At 71.5% G+C, this 22,934-nt stretch carries 18 protein-coding genes and 1 pseudogene; 7 read left to right on the top strand and 12 right to left on the bottom strand.

The window, feature by feature from the left end:
- Positions 1-61: 61 nt before the first annotated feature.
- Positions 62-1,456 (top strand): hypothetical protein, encoded by a 1,395-nt coding sequence (locus ABZ374_RS40625; protein WP_360321956.1) that lies wholly within the window; start codon positions 62-64, stop codon positions 1,454-1,456.
- 140 nt (positions 1,457-1,596) lie between these two features.
- On the opposite strand, the gene ABZ374_RS40630 is transcribed toward ABZ374_RS40625, so the two are convergent.
- Positions 1,597-2,085, bottom strand: coding sequence for a hypothetical protein (locus ABZ374_RS40630; protein WP_360321959.1), 489 nt, complete (start codon positions 2,083-2,085; stop codon positions 1,597-1,599).
- Between the two features lie 240 nt (positions 2,086-2,325).
- The gene (locus ABZ374_RS40635) at positions 2,326-3,840 is read right to left on the bottom strand and encodes a M1 family metallopeptidase (protein ID WP_360321962.1); all 1,515 of its coding nucleotides are present in this window, start codon (positions 3,838-3,840) and stop codon (positions 2,326-2,328) included.
- A gap of 219 nt (positions 3,841-4,059) precedes the next feature.
- On the opposite strand from ABZ374_RS40635, the pseudogene ABZ374_RS40640 reads away from it, so the two are divergent.
- Positions 4,060-4,224, top strand: a pseudogene (locus ABZ374_RS40640) (hypothetical protein); the annotation flags it as partial.
- 233 nt (positions 4,225-4,457) lie between these two features.
- Here ABZ374_RS40640 and ABZ374_RS40645 read toward each other — a convergent pair.
- Positions 4,458-5,294, bottom strand: a complete 837-nt coding sequence (locus ABZ374_RS40645) for a helix-turn-helix transcriptional regulator (RefSeq protein ID WP_360321965.1) — start codon at positions 5,292-5,294, stop codon at positions 4,458-4,460.
- A gap of 108 nt (positions 5,295-5,402) precedes the next feature.
- On the opposite strand from ABZ374_RS40645, the gene ABZ374_RS40650 reads away from it, so the two are divergent.
- Positions 5,403-5,996 carry an NAD(P)H-dependent oxidoreductase gene (locus ABZ374_RS40650; protein WP_360321968.1) on the top strand — a complete coding sequence of 198 codons (594 nt, stop codon included), beginning with the start codon at positions 5,403-5,405 and terminating at the stop codon, positions 5,994-5,996.
- Positions 5,997-6,262: 266 nt separating this feature from the next.
- Positions 6,263-6,487: a hypothetical protein gene (locus ABZ374_RS40655; RefSeq protein ID WP_360321971.1), complete on the top strand. Its 225-nt coding sequence runs from the start codon at positions 6,263-6,265 to the stop codon at positions 6,485-6,487.
- 86 nt (positions 6,488-6,573) lie between these two features.
- Here the strand turns inward: ABZ374_RS40655 and argF are convergent, their stop codons facing one another.
- Complete coding sequence (argF, locus tag ABZ374_RS40660; protein ID WP_360321974.1) at positions 6,574-7,563, bottom strand: ornithine carbamoyltransferase; 990 nt, start codon at positions 7,561-7,563, stop codon at positions 6,574-6,576.
- Between the two features lie 238 nt (positions 7,564-7,801).
- On the opposite strand from argF, the gene ABZ374_RS40665 reads away from it, so the two are divergent.
- Entirely contained in the window at positions 7,802-8,935 is a 1,134-nt protein-coding gene (locus ABZ374_RS40665; RefSeq protein ID WP_360321977.1) for a glutamate--cysteine ligase, read from the top strand.
- Positions 8,936-8,997: 62 nt separating this feature from the next.
- Here the strand turns inward: ABZ374_RS40665 and ABZ374_RS40670 are convergent, their stop codons facing one another.
- The 4 genes from ABZ374_RS40670 to ABZ374_RS40685 all read right to left on the bottom strand — a co-directional run bounded on the left by ABZ374_RS40670 (position 8,998) and on the right by ABZ374_RS40685 (position 12,267).
- Positions 8,998-9,432, bottom strand: coding sequence for a VOC family protein (locus ABZ374_RS40670; RefSeq protein ID WP_360321980.1), 435 nt, complete (start codon positions 9,430-9,432; stop codon positions 8,998-9,000).
- A 343-nt stretch (positions 9,433-9,775) separates the two neighbouring features.
- On the bottom strand, positions 9,776-10,420 hold the full coding sequence (locus ABZ374_RS40675) for a dihydrofolate reductase family protein (protein WP_360321983.1): 645 nt from the start codon (positions 10,418-10,420) through the stop codon (positions 9,776-9,778).
- A gap of 338 nt (positions 10,421-10,758) precedes the next feature.
- A complete protein-coding gene (locus ABZ374_RS40680; protein WP_360321986.1) occupies positions 10,759-11,415 on the bottom strand; it encodes a tetratricopeptide repeat protein in 657 nt (218 codons plus the stop codon).
- 297 nt (positions 11,416-11,712) lie between these two features.
- Positions 11,713-12,267 carry a peptidoglycan-binding domain-containing protein gene (locus tag ABZ374_RS40685; RefSeq protein WP_360321989.1) on the bottom strand — a complete coding sequence of 185 codons (555 nt, stop codon included), beginning with the start codon at positions 12,265-12,267 and terminating at the stop codon, positions 11,713-11,715.
- 430 nt (positions 12,268-12,697) lie between these two features.
- Here ABZ374_RS40685 and ABZ374_RS40690 point away from each other — a divergent pair, with 430 nt between their 5' ends.
- Positions 12,698-14,518: a sugar-binding protein gene (locus ABZ374_RS40690; protein ID WP_360321992.1), complete on the top strand. Its 1,821-nt coding sequence runs from the start codon at positions 12,698-12,700 to the stop codon at positions 14,516-14,518.
- 254 nt (positions 14,519-14,772) lie between these two features.
- The gene (locus ABZ374_RS40695) at positions 14,773-15,945 is read left to right on the top strand and encodes an ATP-binding protein (RefSeq protein ID WP_360321995.1); all 1,173 of its coding nucleotides are present in this window, start codon (positions 14,773-14,775) and stop codon (positions 15,943-15,945) included.
- Positions 15,946-16,045: 100 nt separating this feature from the next.
- Here the strand turns inward: ABZ374_RS40695 and ABZ374_RS40700 are convergent, their stop codons facing one another.
- From ABZ374_RS40700 to ABZ374_RS40715, 4 genes are read right to left on the bottom strand one after another with little or no spacing between them, the layout of a single operon-like run.
- Positions 16,046-18,088: an acetoacetate--CoA ligase gene (locus ABZ374_RS40700; RefSeq protein WP_360321997.1), complete on the bottom strand. Its 2,043-nt coding sequence runs from the start codon at positions 18,086-18,088 to the stop codon at positions 16,046-16,048.
- The gene (locus ABZ374_RS40705) at positions 18,085-18,954 is read right to left on the bottom strand and encodes a fumarylacetoacetate hydrolase family protein (RefSeq protein WP_360322000.1); all 870 of its coding nucleotides are present in this window, start codon (positions 18,952-18,954) and stop codon (positions 18,085-18,087) included. The genes ABZ374_RS40700 and ABZ374_RS40705 overlap by 4 nt, the downstream gene beginning before the upstream one ends.
- Before the next feature lie 10 nt (positions 18,955-18,964).
- On the bottom strand, positions 18,965-19,348 hold the full coding sequence (locus ABZ374_RS40710) for a Dabb family protein (RefSeq protein ID WP_360322003.1): 384 nt from the start codon (positions 19,346-19,348) through the stop codon (positions 18,965-18,967).
- The gene (locus ABZ374_RS40715; RefSeq protein ID WP_360322006.1) at positions 19,345-22,881 is read right to left on the bottom strand and encodes an indolepyruvate ferredoxin oxidoreductase family protein; all 3,537 of its coding nucleotides are present in this window, start codon (positions 22,879-22,881) and stop codon (positions 19,345-19,347) included. Before ABZ374_RS40715 ends, ABZ374_RS40710 begins: the two co-directional genes overlap by 4 nt.
- Positions 22,882-22,934 lie beyond the last annotated feature (53 nt).

Raw genomic sequence — 22,934 nt, forward strand, 5'->3', positions numbered from 1 at the left:
TGTGCCTCGGCGACGGCGTTTCGGCGTGGGCTCGGGGGCGGGCCACGCGGGGGGCGGGGTCATGATCGTACTCGTCATGCGGACGATGGTCCGCTCGCAAATCCAGCATTGGCTCGTCTCCGCGACGCTGCTGGCCTGTGCGTGGGCTGCCCGGGAGGCGGCCGACGGTTCGGGACAGCCGCGCGGATACGAGCTGTTCGTGCTCGCCGCCGTCGCCGTCTACGCGGCGCTCGCCATCGCGCTCGGTGCGTGGAGCAAGAAGGCGAAACCGAGCGGCACACCCGGCGATCACGTCAAGCGCACGGCGGCCGAGGACGGGGCGAAGATCGCCAAGGGCGTCGCGCGGAAACTGGCGTGGACGGTCCTGGAGTCCAAGCTCCAGGCCGTCGCGCAAATCGCTTACGCGCTCGCGATGTTCCAGTTGCTCGTGCTCACGCTGCGCACCGAGGCACATGACAACGCGTCCGCCCTGGTCGGCGGGTTGTCGGCCGCGCTCGCGCTCCTGGCCGCCGCCGGCGCGTCGGTTCTGGCCCGGGGACTGCGCGAGGACGACGCGGACATGGTCGGCGCGGGGCTGATCGCCGTGGCCCTGGCCATGCTCGCGCTGATCGCGGCGGGTGCGGCCGTGCTGGTCCGGGTCGGCAACGTTTCCTTCGACGTCGCGCTGCCGGGCGGCCCGTCCGCGCAGGCGTACGGCATTGCCGCAGGCGTCCTGCTCGCGGGCGTCGTAGTCGCCGTCCTCATACGACTCGACGCGCCGGTTCGACGTGCGGCGGCCCTCGCCGGGCTGCTCGTCGCGGTGCCGGTGCTCGTCGTCGTGCTGGGCATCGAAGTCGTCGTACCGGCCTACACCGCAGCGACCGCCACGGTCTGGACCACATGGACCACCATCGGGGGACTCTTGCTGGTCGCGGCCGCCGGCTGCGCGTTCGCCGACGAGGAGGCGGCTCGATACCTCGGCGTGGCGGGCGGTGCCGTCATCGCGGCCGAGGTCGTCACCTGGGTTGCCGTCCGCCTCTACGCCGTCGCGATCACGAACGGCTGGACGATCGCCATCGCCGTCGCGGCCCTGCTCGCGGTCGGCGGCGTCGCCTGTGCGGCGCGTGAAGTCGGGCAGGCCGCCAGGGTGCTCTTCACCGTGGCCGGCGCGATCATGGCGGCCCTGCTCGTGGCGTGGGTCGCGATGGCCGTGTTCGCGTTCGTCGGCGGGCTGGTCGAGAGCATCACCGGCCATCTGGGCCTGGTCGGCACGATACTCACGTCCCTGCTGCTGATCGGCGGGCTCGGCGTGCTGATCGCGCAGTACGCCACGCACCGCTCCCTGGTCAGGTACGTCGAGGGCAACTACCTGATGCCCCCCACGATCACGTTCCACGAGCAGTGGCACTGGGGCCTCTACGCCGTGATCGCCGGCAGCGGCGCAGGGCTCGTCGTTGCGATCGTGGTCGCGTGGTGAGAGACGGGTGCCGACCGGCCGTTGCGCGGTAAGTCCGTTGCCTGGGAAGGGGTTTCGGCGTCGACCGGACATCGGGACCACACCGATGGTGGCGAACGTCGGGACGATGACGAGGAGCGCCCGGCCCGTCGATCCGGTGATCAGGTCGAGTACTCGCCGTTCCAGGGGTCGCAGAAGCCGAGGCCGTCGGGGTGGAGCTCGGCCCAGTCGTCTTCGTCCTCGTGCCCGCCGTGTTGCGAGATGACCAACCCGAACAGCACGTCGTCGACGATCAGTTGAAAGGGCCGGATGCCGATGCTCCGGAACTCTCGACGAGGCAGGGTGTCCAACAGCTCCGCCATCCGGGCTTCGGCGCGGGCCAGGACCGAGTCCGGATCGCCGTGCTGTCGCTGCTGTTCGCGCCAGGTTCCCGCGCACCGGATATCGGAGTCGACGTGGTGACCCTCGACGTCGAACCGGTGCAGGACGACGTAAAGGCGTTTGGCGTCCTCCCAGCCTTCGCCGTGGCGATATCCCTCGGGGAAGGCGTAGGTGATCGAGGCGAGGAATTGGCCGTCCGCGAATCGGCCGATCGTGTCGGTCCGGTAGTCCGGCTCATATGCGATGGGGATGATCTCGGGAACGGCCATGGCGGGACCATAGCCGGAGTTCGGCGAACCGGCCGCCCCGGGTCGACGACACCCGGCCGAGCCGACGCGGGCCGGCCGGACGACCCTCGCCCCCGGCGTGGCCGAATCGCTCCACCGCGAAGCGCACCGAACGGCCCGGCCGGCCCCTCACCCACGGACGGCCGGACCGTTCGGGAGTTCACCTCGAACGAACCGAACGAACCGAACGCATCGGACGAACCGAACGCATCGAACGAACCGTCAATCCCGGTGCTCGTGCACCGTGTTGGTCTCCTGGATCTTCTTCCAGGACTTCGGCTCCGGCAGCACGTCCGCCGCGGCGCTCCTCGCCGGGCTCGGCGCCACCACACCGGCCGACCCCGCTGCCGGCTTCGCCGCCGTGAACAGCCAGGTGTTCAGCAGCTCGCCCAGCGGCTTGCCGGAGATCCGTTCCGCGTACGCCTGGAAGTCCTGGATGGTGGCGTTGCCGTACTTGCGCTCGGTCGGCCACCCCTTCAGGATCCGGAAGAACGTCTCGTCCCCGACGGCGTTGCGCAGCGCCTGCACCGCCACCGCGCCCCGGTCGTAGACCGCGCCGGCGAACTGGTGGTCCGCGCCCGGGTCGCCCGGCTTGACGGTCCAGAACGCGTCCTCGGCCGGGTAGAGGTTGTAGACGTAGTCGGCCAACTCCTGGGCCGTGCCCTCGTTCTCGTGCTCGGACCACAACCACTGCGAGTACCGGGCGAAGCCCTCGTTAAGCCAGATGTCGCTCCAGCGCTGCACGGACACGCTGTCCCCGTACCACTGGTGCGCCAACTCGTGTACCACGACGGAGGTGTTGGCGCCCCGGGCGAACTGCGCGGGGCTGTAGAAGATCTGCCCCTGGGTCTCCAACGCGTACCCGGTGGGCACGTTGGGCACATAGCCCCCGACCGTGCCGAACGGGTACGCGCCGAAGTAGCCGCTCAGCCAGTCGACCAGTTCGCCGGTCCGCTCGACACTGGCCTGCGCCGCACCGGCGTTGGCACCGAGGTCCTTGCTGTACGCGGTGAGGATGGGCAGGCCGCCCGGGGTGGTGTCGGTGCGGATGTCGAACCGGCCGATCGCCAGCGTGGCCAGGTAGGTGGCCTGCGGCTTGGCCTGCCGGTAGTTGTAGCGCGTCCAGCCGGCGCGCGAACTCTGGGTCGAGGTGCCGTTGCTGATCACCTGCGTGCCGTCGGGCACCAGGACCGAGACGTCGAAGGTGGCCTTGTCGGTCGGGTGGTCGTTGCTCGGATACCACCAGGCCGCGCCCTCCGGCTCGTTGGCGGCGACACCGCCGTCGGGGGTACGCAGCCAGGCCGACTGGCCGCCGCGCTCGACCTCCCCGGGCTTGTCGGCGTAGCGCACGACGACGGTGATCGGGCTGCCCTTGGCGATCACCCGGGCGGGGGTGATCTCCAGCTCGTGCTCACCGGTGCCGGCGAACTTGGCGGTACGGCCGTTGACCAGCACCTCCTTCACCTTGAGCACGAAGTCGAGGTTGAAGCGGGTGAGGTCCTGGGTCGCGGTGGCCAGGATGGTGGTGGTGCCCTCTAACTCGTCGGTGGCAGGCTGGTACTTGAGCCGGATGTCGTAGTGCGAGACGTCATAGCCGCCGTTGCCGGCGGTCGGGTAGTAGGGGTCGCCGATACCCGCCGCTCCCGGGCCCACCTGGGCGGCGGAGGCGGAGGCGGGGACGGACACGAGCAGGGCGAGCGCGCCGGCGGCGGCAGAGACGATCAGCCTCTTGCGCACAGTGGTCCTCCACAGGGTCACTGGGAAAACGGGTCGGATCGATCCTTGTCCCGACGGGCCCCGTCCTACGCTCGGACGATCGGATGTTCACCGGAAGAAAGCAAGCCGAAATAACGGCGCAGCGACCCGGACCACCCTGCGGCCCCATCGCAGCAACATGGTGGGCCGAGAAGGCGCGGCGGGAAGCGCTCGGGAAACCGAGCGCACGACGCCGCCGCAGGCGTGATCGGGCTGATCGCCGCGACACTCGCGGTCGAGCACGGCGCCGTCCCGCCGACGCTGCACTTCACCGAGCTCAACCGGGAGGCACCGGCGGCGACCGAGGCTTTCGCCGTCAACTCATCCCGCTCGGCGCACTCCTGGGCGGCACGCTCGGCAGCCTGATCGGCGTCCGCCCCACCTTGTGGATCGTCGGCGTCGCCGGCCTGTTCTCCTGCGTCCCGCTCCTCTTCGCACCCGTGCGCACCCTACGACTCATGCCCACCGCCCCAACCCCGGCCCCGGCCCCCGAAACCCCGACCGCCCCCCTGCCCGCACAGTAGTCACGCACCACCCCGCCCCCGGCAGCGGACCGCAGCCGTCCGCTGCCACCGGGCCGGACGTGCCAGGGTGGCGGGTCAGGAGATGGCGCGGAGGCGGTTGTCGGGGCGGTGGCGGAGCTGGTCGACGGCCTGGGCCGTGCTTTCGTCCGCCGGGAGGAAGACGACCAACTGTTGGGCGTCCGAGGGGAGTTCGAGTGTCTCGCGGATCAGCCGGAGTTCGCTTCCCGAGGGGTGGTTGAGCCTGAGGGCGCCGCGTCGTGGCACGACTTGGCGGTTCATCCGCCGGGTGAACTCGGGGCCGGCCGCAGGCGCGAGTTCCGCGCTGAGCCACTGGAAGTTCTCGGCGGACGGGCCGAGCCACAGGTCGAACGCCTGCTCGTCGGCGACGTCTTCCCAATCGGCGAAGAACGTCCGGGCGCGGGAATCGGTGAAAACGTAGCTCGTGAGGTTCGCGGCGTCGCCGTCGAGCAGTCCCGTTTCGGCCATGATCGATGCGTAGGCACCGGTGTAGGCCAGGAGGTCGCCCACTCGGTTGGTCACCAGGGCGATGCCGGGTTCGAGGAGGCGGAGGGTCGCCAGGACCGTAGGACGCACATCGCGGGGCGGTGGCGCCGGACGGGTGTGGGTGGGGCACTCCCCCGAGACGATCTTCGCGAGGTAGCGCAGGTGGTTGCGTTCCGCCGGGTCGAGGCTCAGGGCGTCGGCCACCGCGTTCAGCACCGCGGCCGAGGGGTTGCGGTCGCGGCCCTGCTCGATGCGGGTCAGGTATTCGACGCTGATACCCGCGCGCGCGGCGACGTCCGAGCGGCGCAGCCCGGGCGCGCGGCGGCGGCCGTGATCCGTGATCCCCAGCGAGGCCCGCTGCACGCTGTCGCGCTTGGCGCGGATGAAGTCCCCCAACGGCGTACCCATGCCTCCGAGCATAGGGCGATTGCCGCGCGCGGTCGGCAGGGTGGCCCTGTCGGGGCCGGCCCGAGCACGGTCTGGTTGTGCTCCCGGCGCGGCCCGACGATGGTGGGCATGGAGAACAAGCACAAGCTCGCGATCATCATCGGAAGCGTCCGGGAAGGACGGTTCGGCCCGGTCGTCGCCTCGTGGGTCGCCGCCCAGGCCGACGCGCACGGCGGTTTCGACGTCGACATCGTCGACCTGGCCGACATCGACATCCCGCTGTCCCTGCCCGCCGCGTCGCCGAAGCTCACCGGCGACGACTACCCCCGCCCGGCCGGAATGGCGGCCCTGACCTCGGCGTTGGCGGACGCCGACGCGTTCGTCCTGGTCACCCCGGAGTACAACCACAGTTACCCGGCATCGTTGAAGGCGGCCATCGACTGGCACTTCACCCAGTGGACGGCCAAGCCCGTCGCGTTCGTCAGCTACGGCGGCGCGGCCGGTGGCCGGCACGCCGTACTGCACCTGGAGAACGTGCTCTCCGAGCTGCACGCGGTGACGATTCGCGACGGCCTCGCGTTCCCCAACTACTTCACCGCATGGCAGGACGGCAGCCCCACCGACCCCGAGGCGGCCGGGTACGCCAAAGCCCTCTTCGAGCAGTTGGCGTGGTGGGCCGGGGCCCTGCGCTCGGCTCGCCGGGCCGCTCCGTATCCGGCGTGAGGACGGCGACGCTCGTGAGTGGGTCGACGAGCGTTGGTGCGTCAGTGGGTCGGCGAGCGTGAGTGCGTCGACGACGGCGTGAACACAGCGCCGGGGAAGGCCGATTCCGCAGGTCGGTTCGGATCGCGTTCGGGTGCATGGCATGCGCCGATCCGACCTGCGGGCGGACGCCCCTGTCGGTTCCGGCATCGGTGCACCCGGAGGGGCGGCCTTCGGTGCACCGGATCCGGTGGTGGACGTCGGACGGTACTGGGACCATGTCGCGCATGGACAAGCCGCTTCCGCCGCCCGCAGACCTGGCCCGGATCATCCGGGCCGCCACCTCCGACGCCACGTCCCTGGCCGACGACGCCGCGCTGCTCGTCGAGCCCGGCCGCACCGCCCGCGAGCAGGCCCTCGAACGGCTCCGCGCCGCCCGCGGGAACGGCGAGTTCGCGGCGACCACCGACGAGGCCGGATCCGGGGCGGCCACCGAGCCGGATCGCCCGTGACGCCGCCTTCGGGGTGACCCGCGTGCCCGCTCCTCGCTCGGACCGCGGCCCGCCCACCCCCGCGGAGCCGGGCGGGCCGGTTCACCTCACCCGCGCGCCCGGGAGCCCGTGACGAGGGTGTGGAGGACGGCTTGGCTGGTGGGGAGTCGGTTCGCGGCTTGGCGCCAGGCGAGGCATCGGGGGCCGTCGAGAACGTCGGAGGTGATCTCCTCGCCGCGTACCGCCGGCAGGCAGTGCAGGACGGTGGCCTCGGCGTCGGCGTGGGCAAGGAGTTCGCGGTCGACCCGGTAGGACGCGAACACCCGGGCGCGTAGCGCGCTTTCGTTCTTCCTGTCCATCGGGACCCACACCTCGGCGTAGACCGCGCGGGCGCCGCGGACCGCCTCCGCGGGCTCGATGACCACGTTGACGGAGCCGCCGGTCGTCCGCATCGTCGCGCGGGCCCGGGCCAGGACGTCCGGGTCGGGGTCGTACCCGGGCGGGTGGGCGATGTTCAGGTGCATTCCGGTGGCGGCGCACGCCTCCGTGAACGAGTTGCAGGTGTTGCCTCGGGCGTCGCCGACGAATGCCGCGGTCAGTCCGCGGAGGCTGCCGAAGTGCTCGGTGAGGGCCAGGAGATCGGCGAGCGACTGGCACGGGTGGTGCGTGTTCGACAGGGCGTTGACGACCGGGATCGAGGCGTGGTCGGCGAGTTCCTCGACCACGTCGTGCCCGTGGGTGCGCACGGTGACGGCGTCGAGGTAGGAGGAGAGCACCCGGGCGGTGTCCGCGACGGACTCACCGTGTCCGAGTTGCATCTCTTCTCGGCTCAGCAGCACGGCGGTCATGCCCAGCCGGTGGGCGGCGACGGCGAGCGAGACACGGGTACGGGTCGAGGGCTTCTCGAAGACGCAGCCCACGGCGCCGCCGCGCAGGGTGTCCTGCCAGCCGAGGGGGTCCTGTTTCATTCTCCGTGCCAGTTCCAGGATGTCGACCAGCGCGGTCGGCTCCAGGTCCGCGACCCGCAGCAGGTCCTTCGGCGTGGCGTCGCGGCCGGCGGGCTCGGACGGGCTCGTCGACGTGTGCACGTTCGTCATCGCACGCCTTCGGGTCGGGAAAGGGGTCGTCGCTCCGACCAGCATGCGATGCGGCCGTCGTCGGGGCATGCCGGCGGACGCGGTCGGGTGAACATGGGCCGGATCGGTGGTCTTCGTGTCGACCACGACGCCAGGGGGCACCGTCTCGCCGAACACGGGTCCGCGGCGCATGGCGCAGCGCGGGCGTCCGGGCGAAGGGACGGCACACGAGATGGCGGCAACCACGGACGGTCCCACTATGGGTGTCGAGGAGGAGTACTTCCTCGTCGACCCCGCCGACGGCACCGTCGCGACCGGCGGCTCGCGCGTCCTGGCCCGGGCCCGGGGCACGCTCGGCGACCTGGTCTCGGGCGAATTGACCGAGTACCAGATCGAGGCCAAGACCCCACCGTGCGCCGGTCTGGGCGAACTGGCGTTCCATCTGGCCCGGATGCGCGCCGCCGTGGTGCACGCGGCGGGCGCCGAGGGCTTGGCGGTGGCCGCGTCGGGCACCCCGATCCTGGGGGCGCGCGAGCCGGTACCCATTCGCCCCGATCCGCGCTACCGCGACGGTCTGGAGGAGTTTCGCGCGCTGAACGACACCTACGCGCTGTGCGCCCTGCACGTCCACGTCCACGTGCCCGACCGCGAGCACGCGGTGCTGGTCTCCAACCACCTGCGACCCTGGCTGCCGACCCTGGTGGCGATGGCGGCGAACTCGCCGTTCTGGGCGGGCCGGGACAGCGGATACGCGAGTTGGCGCACGATCGCGGGAGCGCGGTGGCCGGTGTCCGGGCCGCCGCCGTACTTCTTCTCGCTCGAACACCACGATCAGCTCGCCGACACACTGCGCGAGAGCGGGGCGGCCCTGGGCGAGCGCACGCTGTTCTGGGACGTGCGTCCGTGTGCGCACCTGCCGACCGTCGAGATCCGCGCGATGGACGTCACCGCCGATGTCGACGAGACCGCCGCACTGGCCGTGCTGGTCCGGGCCCTGGTCCTTCGCGCCCTGGAACGTGTACGGCGCGGGGACCCGGGCCCGCCGTTGGCGGAGCCGGTGCTGCGGGCCGCTTACTGGCGTTCCGCCCGGGACGGATGGTCCGGCCACGGCCTGGACCCGTGCAGCGGGCGACTGCTGCCCGCCGCGACCCTGGTCCGGCGACTGCGCGACCACGCCCTGCCGGTGATCGAGGCGCTCGGCGAACTCCCGACGGTGACTGCGGTCCTCGACCGTCAGGCGAGCGCGGGCGGCGGTGCCGAACGCCAACGCGCGGCCTTCGCCCACCGCCGCGACCTGCGCCACGTGGCGGACCACCTCGTCGCCCACACCGCACGCCCCGGCGAGGCCCCCACGGCCCTGCCGCATCCCGACCTCGTGCCACGATCGGGGTGAGCGTCACCACGGACGCCGGGGGCGCGGTGCCGGTCGAGGCCCCGGGCATCCGGGCCGGGCGCTCAGTCGAGACAGAACTCGTTGCCCTCGATGTCCTGCATCACGAGGCACGACTCGTTGTGCTCATCGGCAACCAGTAGCTGCACCCGGACCGCGCCGAGCGGGACCAGTCGTGCGCACTCGGCCTCGAGTGCGGCCAGGCGCTCCGCACCCACGAGTCCGGTGCCGACCCGCACGTCGAGATGCACCCGATTCTTGACGACCTTGCCTTCGGGAACGCGCTGGAAGTACAACCGCGCACCCACACCCGAGGGATCGGCACAGGAGAATGACGAATCCCGCTGCTCGGGGGGCAGCGAGCGATTGAAATCGTCCCAAGTGGCAAACCCCTGCGGCGGCGACGGTACGACGTACCCCAACACCTCGCACCAGAAACGAGCGAGGCGCTCGGGTTCCGCGCAGTCGAAGGTGACCTGAAACTGCCTGATCGACGTCATCCGCCCACCGTATGGGCGCGGGCCGTGCACCGAACCCCCGGGGGGTGCCGTCGGGGTGTGGTCCCGTTCCATTCGGCCTGGTGCTGGTGGCCGCCGGTTTGTCCGAGGCGTCCGACCGACCCCGACAACGCATACTCCCAGGCGATCGACGGCCGCGAGGAGGACCACCCCGAACGCGCGCTGTGCCGCGCCGCGTTCACCTCCTCCGATGCAACATGGGTCCGACGACTCCGCGACGACGAAGCCCTCTTGATCGAAACCGGGCTATACCCCGAAGTGTCGAGCCGCGTACCGCCCGGGGCCGCGTCGCGGCTTCCGGGCGGTACGCGTGCAGGGGGTTGTGTCACTTTCGCCAGAACAGGTGGTGGGAGACGCCGCTCGGGCTGGGCACGACCTCCAGATGGAACCGGTCGAGCAACTCGTCGGGGGATCCCCACAGGCGTAGTCCGGAGCCGAGTTTCACCGGCGAGACCACCACGTGCATGGTGTCGACGAGGTCGGCGTCGAGGAACTCCCGGATGACGGTGACCCCGCCGCCGAGTCGCACGTCCTTGCCCTGCGCCGCCTCCCGCGCCTGTTCGAGGACGGTGGCCGGGTCGGCGTCGACGAAGTGGAACGTGGTGTCGGAGAGCGAGAAGGACGGACGCGTGTGGTGGGTCATGACGAACACCGGGGTGCGGAAAGGGGGTTCGTCGCCCCACCAGCCACGCCACTCGTAGTCCTGCCAGGGCCCGCGCTGCGGCCCGAACTTGTTGCGGCCCATGATCTCGGCACCGATGTTGTGGTTGTAGTCCCGCGTGAGGTAGTCGTCCAGACCTCGACTGCCTCCCGGGTCGGTACGCATGGGCCAGCTCGCCGTGGCACCGGCCCAGGCGAACAGCCGTGCGGGATCGACGTGACCGAACGGATGCTCGAGGCTCTGATCCTCACCGGCACCGATGCCGTCCTGCGAGATGTTGAAATTCTGGACTTTCAGTAGCTGAGTCACGTGTTCCTCCTGTGCTGACGACAACGGTGGCGGGTCCCCGTCCGGAAGCGGTCGGCGCCCCGACGGATGCCCTTCCCGCTGCGGATCCGCGCGGCTCGGCTCGGCCGATGTCGTTCGAACAGGCTCGACCGGGCTCGCGCGCGTTGCTTTCACGGGTGGGTCGGAGTCGACTTCCCGTTCTCGACATCGGGTCACGCGTTTTCCCGAAGAATCTTTCGGGCCCGCTCTTCACCACGGCCCGCCCGGCGCGGATCGGCCCGGCGAGTCGGGTCCCGGGCAACGGGCGGCGCAGCGCAACGGCCCGACCCCGGCAACGCGTGGTCGGGCCGTTGCCCCGGTCAGCGGATGTTCGCCTGGGCCTCCTCGATCTGGAGCACGATGTTGTGTGCCCCGTGCGCCCGCGCCAGCGTGTGGGCCTCGGCCAGGATCGCCGCCGCGTCGTCGTGGCGCCCCTCGGCGGCGGCGATGTAGCCCAGGCCCACCATGTTCGACGCGACGCCGTCGAGCAGTCCGATCTCCCGGCGAATCTCGGACGACGCGGTCAGGTGTTCCCGAGCCGACACCAGGCGACCGGCGGCGTGGTCGGCGATGCCCAGGTGCCGAAGTGCCTCGGCCCGGGTCTCTTGGTCCCCGACCCTCGCCGCGAGTTCGCGGGCGCGTTCGAGCAGGGGTACGGCCGTGTCGTGGTCGCGTCGTACGACCTGATGCACGATACCGATCCAGAACAACGACTCGCCTTCACCACGCACATCGCCCAATCCCCGGAACAACTCCAACGCGCGCTCGAAGGCCGCCAGTTCGGCCGGATCCTCGGTCTCGTCCCCGGCCCGCCGCGCCAGGAACCGGCCGTGTCGGATACGTCCGCGCGCAAGGGCCAACTCGGCCTCCACCGCGTCCAGTTCACCATCGGCCTGGTCGAGCGCCGGGTGCTCTCCCCCCATCACACTGCGCCGATAGAGGTCCTGGGACCGTTCGATCCGAGCGTCCACAACCATGCTTCGCCCCCGCGTCATCCGACCGTCGACGCGGGAAGCGCCCACAGTTCGTATCGAATGGATCCACGGCCACCACCGTACCCACGGACCGGACCGACGTCCCGACCTCGCACACACCGAGTGTGGCCTTGTCGAGGGACGAACGCCCGCGTGGTGTCCAGCGGTTGGCGAGGTGGCCTCGCACCGTCCGGCTGCACGCCGCCGTCGTGGCGCGGCGTGCACCCGGGTGTTCCCGCGCACTCGCCCGGCCGGGCGAGAGTGTCGCGGACCGTCACGGCCTCGGTGGGCCCGGTCGAGTCAGGTGCACTTGTCGAACGTGGACTTCTCGTACCAGACGGTCTTCCAGTCCCCGCTGATCGACATGTTCCACTTGCCGTTCGAGGACCGCGAGAAGCTGATGTACTTGCCGTCGACCCCGACGTAACGGAAGCCGCCCTGGACGCCGCGGAGGAAGGTGGCGGCCTTGGTGAAGGTCTCACGGCCGACCTTGCCGTCGTCGTCCACATTCCAGTGCCGCTGCCACTTCACCGTGGCGTCCCTGGTCTTGCTCCCGAAGTGGCAGTCGATGTCCCCCCAGTTGAGGAAACCGTCCGCCCACAGGATCTGCTGCCACATCGCGGCCACGTTGCTGTTCGCGTAGGAGTTGGTCGCGATGACGCCCTCGTTGTTCCAGTCGTCCTGCCAGGCGCCGCTGCCGCTGATGGCGTCCTCCGACCCCGCAAGCGCGACGGAGCCGTCCGCCGGCGCGGCCGACGCATCGGCGTGGGCCGCCGTCGTACCGGACAGCGCCAGCACCGTCGCGGTGAAGGCGGTCACCGCCGCCACCGACAACCTGGTCCTTGTGTTCCTCACGGATGTACCCCCGGTCGATCGTGAATTCCGCGCCGCGCGATTGCGGCGCCGACGTCAGGATCCCCCGGGCCGTCGGCCCCGAGCGTCAACCCCGGGTTCGAGAGTCGCCCCCGACTTCGGCGGTATCCGGGCGCGTCCCTACCGTTCGGGTACCGCGATCGGGCGGGCCGGTCCGGTTCACCGTCGCCGGCGGCTTACGACCCGTCGGGGAGTCGGGATGCAACCGCGGTTCGTGCGATGAGCGGGCAATTGCTCCGGGCGGGTGGTGTGCACGCGGCATCCCGGCGAATCGATACACGTGGTTGGCGGCAGTGGTTGAGTGGACTCCTTCGCTCGGCCCGACGGCCGGCCGCCGCAGCCCCATCCGGAGCCGGGGCCCGCGTGACGGTCCGGTCACCGTCCCGTCCGACCGATTCGTCAGGAACATCGCATGACCACGTCCCGTGCCCACCGCCCGTCACGGCGACCGCGCCGGGTGCGGGCCGCACTGCTCGCCGCCGCCACCGCATTGGGCGTGGGCGCCGCCCTGTCCGGTGCGGTGGTTCTCGCGGACGGGACGCCGCCGATCGAGGAACGGGCGCACCACGACGTGCTGTTCGTCGGCGCCCATCCGGACGACGAGTACCAGTCCCTGGCCGCGTTCGGGCAGTGGAACGAGGACGACCACGTCAGCGTCGGCGTCGCCACCATCACCCGCGGCGAAGGCGGCGGCAACGCCGCCGGCCCGGAGGAGGGTGCCGCCCTCGGCCTCGTCCGCGAGACGGAAGAACGCCGAGCCGTCGAGATCGCCGACGTCCGCAACGTCTTCCATCTCGACAAACCCGATTTCTGGTACACCCTGTCCGCGCCGCTGACCGCCCGCGTCTGGGACGGCCCGCCCCGCCTCCCCGACACCCTCGAACGGCTCGTCCGGCTGATCCGCGCCACCACCCCCACCACCGTGGTGACGATGGACCCGCGCCCGTTCGACCAGCACGGCGGCCACCAGCTCGCCGGCCGCCTGACCATCGAGGCGTTCCGCCTGGCCGGCGACCCCGCCGCGTTCCCCACCCAGGTCACCCACGAGGGATACCGGCCCTGGCAGCCGACCCGATTGCTCACCCAGAACTGGGGCTTCCGCGGACCCACGGGGCCCGGCTGCGCCGCCGCCGACGTGCGCGACCCGGCCACCGGCCTGCACCAACTCGGCGTGTGGGAGGGCACGTTGTCCCGCCGACACGGCACCACGTGGGCCCAACAGGAACGCAACGCCCAACGCGTCTACCGCACCCAGGGCTTCGCGTCGATCCCCGCCGAGGTCGACACGCCCCGCCACCGGCTGGGCTGCGACTGGTTCTCCGTCCTCGCCGAGAACGGTGAACCCGTCCCCGCCCCGGTCGAACAACAGGGCGAACTGCTGCCCCTGTACGACGATTTCCGCGCCTGGGCCACCCGGGTCGGCCTGCCCTGGCTCGCCAACCGCGCCCAACCCGCCTATCCGCTCCCGCCGACCACCACGGTCCCGACCACGGCGCGGCCACCCGCCGTCGACGGTGTCGCCACACCGGCGGAATACCCCGGCGAACCGCTCACCCTGACGCACTGGCAGGGCGAGGTGTGCGCGTCGCCCGCCGACTGCTCCACCGTCGCGCGGTTTTCCCGCCACGCCGACGACCTCCATGTCGCGGTCGAGGTCACCGACGACGCACAGGGGGCCGCGCTCCCGACCGCGGACTGCAAGCGGCACTGGCGCACCGACTCCGTCGAAATCGCCGTCGACCCGCGCGGCGACGCCGACGACACCTCCACCACCTTCAAGGCCGCGATCCTTCCCTTCACCGCCGAAGGCCCGGCCTGCGCCGCCCGGGACGCCGACCAACACCAGGGCCCCGCCGCCGACACCGCCCCCGGCCTGCACTGGGCCGCCGGCACGCACCCGCGCGGCTATACCGTCGAGGTGAGGATTCCACTGTCCGCCCTGCCCGGCACCGTGAACCCCGCCGCGCTGCGCGCGAACGTCCTGGTCTACGACTCCGACACCCCGGACCGGACCGGCCGGGCCCGGCTCGCCTGGTCCACCTTCGGCAGCGCCCAGGCCGACCCGCACACCTGGGGACACACCCCGCTCGACGGGCCGGTCCTCGGACCGTCCGGCCCCAGCGAAGCGGTGATCCCCCTCGAAGCCACCGACAGCGCCGACTCGCCGGCAGCCGTCGAACAAAGCCACCGCACCGGAATCCCACTCGCGGTCGGCCCGTCGGGTCGTCGGTGAAGCGGACGGACGCTGGGGACCGGTCTGCGATACCGCGAAATTGGTGACCCTGTGTCCGCCGGAAACAGTGCCGCACACGGTCTCGACGGCCCCTCGGCCGCCCTCCGAAGCCGATCGCGGCCGTGGGGGTCGACCGCCTCCCGGCAGGCGCCGACGAGCCTCTGCACACCTCCGGCAAACCGGCTCCGACCTGGTCCTTTCCTGGGATTCGCCTACGCTGGGGACTTCCGCCGCACACCCTGGGAGGGAACATCGTGAGTGGGGAAGCCATCAGGTACAACGCCGCCGGTATTCAGGTGCTGGAGGGGTGGGAAGCCGTTCGGAAACGGCCCGGGATGTACATCGGCTCGACGGATGAACGCGGCCTGCACCACTTGGTGTTCGAGGTGGCCGATCGGGCGGTGAACGAGATCCTGGCCGCTCGTTCCGGCTCCATCGACATCACTCTCACGCCCGACGGGGGCGTGTGTGTCGCCGACGACGGGCCGGGCGTTCCCCTCGACCGAGCGGAGGGCTCCGGCAGTCCCGGGCTCGAAGCCCTGCTCACCGGCATGCATGTCGGGGCGAGACCCGGCGACCGCCGCGACGTGGCGCTCGGCTTCTGCGGCGTGGGGCCCGCCGTCGTCAATGCCCTGTCGCGCCGAATGACGGCCGAGGTACGGCGCGAGGGAGTGCGCTGGGTCCAGGAGTACGCGCGCGGCGTGGCCGTCACCCCGCTCACCGAGGCGGGGGCAACAACCGGTAGCGGGACTGCCATTGCCTTCCGGCCCGACACCGATATCTTCGGGACCGCAGCGTACTCGTTCGATCGGCTGGCCGAGCGCTTCAGGGAACTGGCCTTCCTGAACCGGAGTTTGGACATCTCGCTGAACGATCGGCGCGACCCGGCCGCGTCCCGGTCGGAGCGGTTCCGATTCCCGGGCGGGGCACGGGACTTCGTTGTCTTCCTCGACGGCCACCCGACCGAGCCCGCGCCCACGGACGTCATCGCCTTCGAGCACGAGGACCCGCGGATGGCGGGGGTGCTGGAGGTGGCCTTCCGTTGGCACGGCTCCCGCGAGGGACAGGTCCGGAGCTTCGTCAACAGTCGGCCCACCATCGACGGCACGCACGCGGGGGGCTTCCGCCACGGGGTGGTGGCCGCAGTCGACGCGTACGCACGGAAGCGACGGCTGCTCAAGGCAACGGACCCCGGCCTCGACACCGACCGGATCTGCGCCGGCCTGACGGCCGTCGTATCGGTGAAACTGGACCGTGTCGAGTTCGAGGGCGCCACGCTCGGCATGCTCGGCAATCCGGAAGTACACGGCTGCGTCGAACAGGCCGTCCGGGAACACCTCGGCAGGTGGCTGGAGGAACACCCGGAACGGGCCGCAGCCGTGCTCGACCGGATCATCCGGACGGACCACGGCGCCGACGACGATTGACCGACCACGGACCGCCCCGCCGGTGTCCACCTTTGGGCGGGACCGACGGGGCGACCGACGACGCCGGTGCCCCGGCCGGGTCGTCGGGGAATGGCCGGGGTCAGTCGGTGTCGGGGTGGCCGGTGTGTCGACCGGCCAGGCCGAGGTACCAGGCCAGGAGTGTGGGCTCGTCCACGCCGGCGGGGTCCACGGCCTCGTCGATGGGTGTGCCCTGGAGGATGCGCTTGATCGGGATTTCGAGCTTCTTTCCGGTGCGGGTGTGCGGGATGCCGGGGACGGCGTGGATGTCGTCGGGCAGGTGACGGGAGGAGACCTCGTCGCGGATCACCGCGTGGATGCGGGCCCGCAGGGCGGAGTCGAGCCGGGCGCCCGCGGCGAGGGTGACGAAGAGCGGCATCCAGTAGGCGCCGTCCGGACCGTCCACGCCGACCACGAGCGCCTCGACGATCTCGGGGAGTGCTTCGACGGCCTGGTAGATGTCGGCGCTGCCCATGCGCACGCCGTTGCGATTCAAGGTGGCGTCGGAGCGGCCGTGGACGAGGATGCCGCCGTGGGCGGTGACGGTGATCCGGTCCCCGTGCGTCCACACGCCCGGGTGGGTCGCGAAGTAGGCGCGGTGGTACCGGGATCCGTCGGGGTCGGCCCAGAAGGACACCGGCATCGAGGGCATCGGTTTGGTGATCACGAGTTCGCCGGGTCGATCCAGCACGGCCTGCCCGGACCCGTCCCACGCCGCCAGGGCCACGCCCAGACACGGCGCCGAGATCTCGCCGGCGCGGACGGGTACGGTCGGCACGCCGCCCGCGAAGCCGGTCACCACGTCGGTGCCGCCCGTGGTGGAGACCACCCGCACACGCGGCGAGACGTGTTCGGCCACCCAGTGGTGCGCCGAGGCGGGCAGGATCGCCCCGGTGGACCCGAGCAGCCGCAGCCGGGACAGGTCGTGGTCGATACCGGGACGGGTGTCGGCCCGGGCGCAGGCGAGCAGGTACGCCGGGCTGGTGCCCAGGACCGTGACGCCCAGGTCGGCCGCCACCGCCCAGAGCCCGTCGGCACTCGGCCGGGTCGGACTGCCGTCGTGGCACACCGTCGTCGCACCCGTGAGCAACGCGGAGACCTTGAGGTTCCACATCATCCAACTCGGCGTGGTGTACCAGAGGAAGCGGTCGCCCGGACGCAGGTCGAAGTGCAGCGAAAGGGTTTTGAGGTGCTCCAGCAGGACTCCTCCGTGGCCGTGCACGATGCCTTTGGGCAGACCCGTGGTGCCGGAGGAGAACAGGATCCACAGGGGGTGCTCGAACGGAACGGCCACGGGCCGCAGGACGTGCTCGCCGGCACTCGCCTCGGCCCAGGTCAGGGTCTGCTCGGAGACCGGGCGATCCGCAGGATCCGCGGCTTCCCCCGAGTCCGCGAGTCGCTCGACCACGATGGTGGCACGCAGGTTCGGCAGGCCCGCGCGCAGCCGGGCCACCGCCGAGCGGCGATCCTGCGTCCTGCCCCCGTGGCGGTATCCGTCCGCGGTGACCAGGACGACCGGGTCGAGCTGCGCGAAGCGGTCGCGGGCGGCGGTCGGAGCGTAGTCCTGGCCGCACACCGACCAGGTCGCGCCCAGGCTCGCGGTGGCCAGGAACGCGATCACCGTCTCGGCGATGTCGGGCAGGTAGCCGACCACGCGGTCGCCGCGGCCGACGCCGAGCCCGTGCAGGGTCGCCGCGACGGCCGCCACCTGGCGACGCAGCTCCGCCCAGGAGAGTTCGCGGCGCACGGCGGTGCCGCCGTGGTCGGGCCCCGGCTCGCCCGCCTCGACGACGGCGGGCGTGTCGGGCGTGGCGTACCGGAAGACGTGGTCCACGTAATTGAGCGTGGCGCCGGGGAACCAACGCGCGTACGGCATCGGGTCGTCGGTGAGCACCTCGGCACCGACGCTCGCCGCCCGGATGTCGAACCAGGCCCAGACCGCGGCCCAGAATTCCGGCAGATGCTCCGTCGACCAGGTCTGTAGCGACCTGTAGTCGGACATCGGTTCGGCGTATCCCTCGGCCGTGAGCCACCGGGCGAACGCGGTGATGTTCGCGGCCTCGACGCTTTCCCGGTCCGGCGACGGGCGGGCGGTGGTCGGCTCGGGGTATCGGTCGAGGGTCATCGGGCCGGCTGCCGGGCGATCAGTGGATTGCGTAGCTCGCCGATGCCCTCGATGCGGCTGACCAGGGTCTCCCCCGGGCGCAGGAACCTGGGTGGGGTCCGGGCCGCGCCCACCCCGGCGGGGGTGCCGGTGAAGATCAGGTCGCCGGGGAGCAGCGGGCAGAACATCGAGAGCCTGGAGACGAGTTCGGCGACCGGGAAGATCATCCGGGCCGTCCGGTCGGCCTGGAGCACCTCGTCGCCGATCGAGCAAGCGATGCCGAGGTCGTCGGGATCGTCGAATTCGTCGGGAGTCACCAGCACGGGGCCGATCGGGCCGAATCCCGGATACGACTTGGCCAGGGCGAGTTGCAGCACCGGCAGGCTGAACTGCACGGCCCGCTCGGACAGATCCTGCCCGACCGTCAGGCCCGCGACATGGGCCCAGCCGTCCGCGACCGCGACGTGGTCGGCGCGTCGGCCGATCACCACGACCAGTTCCACCTCCCAGTCCACCGCCTCGCTCGGCAGCGTCACCGGGTCGTGCGGGCCGGTCAGGCAGCCGACGAACTTGCCGAACACCAGCGGGTCGGCCGGTGCCTCGATGCCCGCCTCGTCGGCGTGTTCGTGGTAGTTGGCCCCGATCGCGAACACCTGCCGAGGACGCGCCACCGGCGGCCCGACCCGGCGGTCGCCCAGGGGCACCGCGCTCGCGGGGTCGACCGTGTCCGCCCAGGCGCGAAACGTGTCCCACTGCTCGAAGAGCGAATCCGGTTCGGCCGGAAACCGGCCCGCGCTTGCCGTGTGCACGTCGATCGTCGCGTCGCCGGCGCCTTCGTGGGCCGGGACGAGGAGGCTTGCTCGTCCGTCGAGTGTGATCATCCGCATGATGCCCTCCTCAACCCACGGGTTCGGCGCCGGCGAGCGGAAACTGGATCCGGTGGACCGAGGCCACCAGCGGAGCCAGCCGCGCGGACACCCGGACGTGGGCCGGGTGTTCGACGAAGCGGTCCAGCGCATCGACGTCGGCGAAGACCGCGGTCATCGCGAAGTCGGCGTTGTCCTCGCGCAGTCCCAGGTCGGCGCCCGCCCGAACATCGCGGATCCCGGGAATCTCCTCGGCGAACCGCTCGAGGGCGGTCCGGATCCCGGCGATGTCCGACGCGCTCACGTCGGGCTTCCAGGTGGCGAGCACCACGTGCATCAACATGGTCTTCCTCGTCTCGTTCTCGCGATGGTCGATCTCGAACAGGGCGGTTCCGTGGCCATCGATGCCGCTCACGCGTCACCTGCGGACAGTTGCTCGCGCAGCGCGCGAGCGCGGTCCCGGAAGCGTTCGACGCCCGCGAGCTTGATCTGCTCGTAACCACGCACCACGTCGGGCAGATCGCAGAGTTCGGCGACCAGTTCGCGCGACCGCGGGGTGAGCACCCGCAGCCCTTCCTCGACGTGGTCGAGGTATTCGCCGATCAGCGCCCGCTCGGTGCGCCGGACCGGGCCGAGGCCCATCGGATCGAACCTGCTGCCGCGCAACCGCCGTGCGCCGTACAGGACTCGAAACAGGGGTGTGCTCCACGGGCCGAGCTTGATCTTGCGTTGCATGCCCATCGCGCGCAACACCGGCGGGTGCAGGTGGACGGCGAAGCGCGAGCCCGCGGGCAGCGTCTCGATCATCCGCAGATGCAGCCGGGCGACCTCGTACTCGTCCTTGTAGGCCATCAGCTTGAACAGGCCCCGCGCCACGGCTTCGCCGACGGCGGTGGAACCGGGCACGCGCCGCGACTCGATCTCGTGGGCGTGCGCGACGAATTCGAGGTATCGACGGGCGTATCCGGCGTCCTGATAGGCGATCAGTTCCGGAACTCGAATCTCCAGAAGCCGGCGCAGCTCGCCACCCTCGGCGGCGACTCGGTCGATCATGGCCGCGACGACCGGATCCGGGACCATGCCCGGATCGGCCGGATCCAGGGCCCGCCGCACGACCTCCGGCATGGCCACCACCGCGCGACCCCACGCGAACGCGGCCAGGTTCTGCTCGACGGCGGTGCCGTTGACCCGGAACGCCTCCCGCATCGAGTCCAGCGAGATCGGCAACATGCCGTGCTGCCAGGCGACGCCCAGCATGATCACGTTGGTCGGCATGTGGTCGCCGAACACCCGCTCGGCGAGCGCCCGGGCGTCGCAGTAGAGGTTGTCCGCGCGGCGCGTGCACGCGTCGACCACGGCCCTGGCAGCCGCCGGATCGGGGGCCGGCGCGCTCACGTCCACGGCCATCCGGCCGGTGGGCACGATGCTGTCGCAGACCACGGCGATCGTGTGTTCGGCGCTCGCGTTGGCCAGGTTCGCGGCGGACGCGGTGCCGAGCAGGTCGAGCCCGAGCAGCAGGTCGACCGCGCCGATCGACACGGTCGCCGACTCGGTCACCGGGCCGGCGGCGATCCGCAGGTCCGACACCACCGGTCCGGCCTTTTGGCTGAGCCCGGTCTGGTCGAGGCCGCCGGTGTGCAGGCCGTCGAGGATCGCGGCGGCGCCGAGCACCTGGGCGACGGTGACCACGCCGGTGCCGCCGATGCCGACCATCCGGACCCGGACGTCGGCGGCGGGCAGTCGAAACCGCGGCAGCGGCAGGTCCGCGTCGTCGGGTCGCGTCGGCTGCGGCTCGGCCGGTGCCGTGCCCGCGTTTCGGCCCGGCGTCACCGTCAGGAAGGACGGGCAGTCGCCCCGCAGGCAGGAGAAGTCCTTGGTGCACGACGACTGGTGGATCCGGGTCTTGCGGCCGAACTCCGTGTCCACCGGCTCCACCGACAGGCAGCCCGAGACGTCGCCGCAGTCGCCGCAGCCCTCACAGATGCGCTCGTTGACGAGCACCCGCTCGGCCGGGTCCGGGAGTTCGCCGCGCTTGCGCTTGCGGCGCTTCTCGATCGCGCACAGTTGGTCGTGGATGAGCACGGTCACACCGGGGATCTCGGCGAGTTCGCGCTGTACGTCGGCCAGTTGCTCACGCGGACGCACCCGCGCGATCCGGGCCAGGCGTACCCGGCGGTAGCGCCTGGTGTCCTCGGTGGTGATCACGATCCGCCGTACGCCCTCGGCTTCGAGCAGGCGGGTGATCGCGGGTACGGACAACTTGCCCGGCGCGCTCTGCCCGCCGGTCATCGCGACGGCGTCGTTGTACAGGAGCTTGTAGGTGATGTCGACGCCCGCCGCGACGGCGGCCCGGATGGCCAGCGAGCCGGAGTGGGCGAAGGTGCCGTCGCCGAGGTTTTGGATCAGGTGCCGACGGCTGACGAAGGGGGCCATCCCGATCCACTGCGCGCCCTCCCCGCCCATCTGGGTGACACCGGTGATCTCGCCGTGGCCGGCCTGGTTGACCATGACCATGCCGTGGCAGCCGATGCCCGCGCCCACCAGTGCGTCGTCGGGGGTCTTGGTCGAGGTGTTGTGCGGGCAGCCGGAGCAGAAGAACGGCGTGCGTTGGTCGATCAGCGGCAGGGTGCGCCGCCGGACCGTCTCCGCCTGTGCCAGGCGCGGATGCGGCAACGGCACGTCGGTGTGCACCGCCAGCCGGGCCGCGACCACCCGGCCGACGGAGGTCGCGTCCAGCACGCCGGCCCCGGGCACCAGCGGCGCCCCGCGCTCGTCGCGCCGGCCGGTCACCCGGGGCGGCGTCGGCGTCGCGTACAGCGCCTCCTTGACCGACCGTTCCAGGAACGGCCCCTTCTCCTCCAGGACGAGCACCTCGGCCAGGCCGGCGGCGAAGTCGCGGACCGCGTCCTCGTCGAACGGGTGGATCAGCTCGACCTTGAGGATCCGCACCAGCCCCTCGTCGATGCCCAGATGCCCGATCGCCTGCATCAGGTCGTAGTAGGCGGTGCCGGCCGTGACGATGCCCAGCTTGGCGTCCGGCGCCGGGTGGGTGAGGCGGCTCAGGCCGTGGCGTCGGCCGTAGGCGCGGGCACGTTCGAGGCGGGTCTCGACCAGGTCGCGTTCCAGTTCCACGAGCCTGGGCCCGATCATCAGCGCGTCGGGTCGATGCGGCTTGCCCGCCGGCGGCTCCGGGTGGAAACGGTCGGTGCCCACGGCCACCGTCGCGGTGGCGTCGGCGACGCGGGTGACCACCTTCAACGCGGTCCACAGGCCCGAGTCGCGCGAGCACGCGATGGCGTGCCGGCCGAGGTCGATCAGCTCCTGCACGTTGCCCGGGTGCAGGACCGGCACGCCCAGCGCGGCCAACATCGCCTCGGAGGCCCCGGGGACGGTGGAGGACTTGGCGGCCGGGTCGTCGCCGACCAGCATGAGTACGCCGCCGGCCCCGGCGCCGACCAGATTGCCGTGCCGGATCGCGTCGGACGCTCGATCCAGCCCCGGCGACTTGCCGTACCAGACCCCCAACACACCCTCGACCGTGTGCGAGGGAAGCGTCGCCGCCAACTGGCTGCCGGCCACCGCGGTCGCGGCGAGCTCCTCGTTGACCGCGGGGCGGAAGACCACGCCCAGGTCCGCGACCAGCGCGCGTTGTCGGTCGAATTCCAGGTCGACGGTGCCCAGCGGGGAGCCCTGGTATCCGGACACGAACGCGCCCAGCCCGGCTCCCGGCACGGCGTCGGCGCGGCCCAGGTCCGCTCGGCGTTGGTCCAGGATCAGCCGGACGAGCGCCTGAACGCCGGAGAGGAACACCTGCCCCTCGGGCTCGGTGTAACGGCCCGTCAGGCCGGCGCGGCGGACGACCGTCGCCGTCCGTCCCGTCGCCGTCGGCTCCGCGGCCGTCACGTCCGCGGCCGTGGCTTCCGTGGCCGTCGCATCTGTGGCCGTCACTTCGATCCTTCCCGAATCTCGCGGACGAATCGCCGCCCGCACCCGTGGTTCCG

The organism is Embleya sp. NPDC005971, from assembly GCF_040629175.1.
In the GTDB taxonomy this organism is placed as follows: Bacteria; Actinomycetota; Actinomycetes; order Streptomycetales; family Streptomycetaceae; genus Embleya.